Raw genomic sequence first — 394 nt, 5'->3', positions numbered from 1 at the left:
ATGCTGCTGGACGAACCCACGCAGGGCATGGGCCATGAGGACGTGCACCGCGTGGCCGAGCTGATCAAGCGCGTGTCGGCCGGACGCACCATCCTGATGGTCGAGCACAACATGAGCGTGGTCTCGACCATCGCCGACACCATCACCGTGCTGCAGCGTGGTGCCGTGCTGGCCGAAGGCCCTTACGCGGAAGTCTCGAAGAACCCGCAGGTCATGGAGGCCTACATGGGCACCACCGACGGCCAACTGCAGGGAGCCCACTGATGACCGCCGCACTCGAGATCAAGGGCCTGCAGGCCTGGTACGGCGAATCGCATGTGCTGCATGGCGTCGACATGGTCGTGCAGCCGGGCGAGGTCGTCACCTTGCTGGGCCGCAACGGCGCGGGCCGCAC

General features: G+C 66.5%; 1 protein-coding gene and 1 pseudogene. Both read left to right on the top strand.

Annotation, left to right across the window (positions count from 1 at the left end):
- On the top strand, positions 1-264 hold a 264-nt coding region (locus ACODT0_RS42450), incomplete at its 5' end, for an ABC transporter ATP-binding protein C-terminal domain-containing protein (protein WP_489044057.1).
- A pseudogene (locus tag ACODT0_RS42445) lies at positions 264-394 on the top strand (ABC transporter ATP-binding protein); the annotation flags it as partial. The gene ACODT0_RS42450 and the pseudogene ACODT0_RS42445, both read left to right, overlap by 1 nt.

The organism is Variovorax sp. FG153, assembly GCF_057809595.1.
The sequence above is the reverse complement of the archived record's forward strand: the minus strand, read 5'-3'. Positions and strand labels throughout refer to the sequence as shown.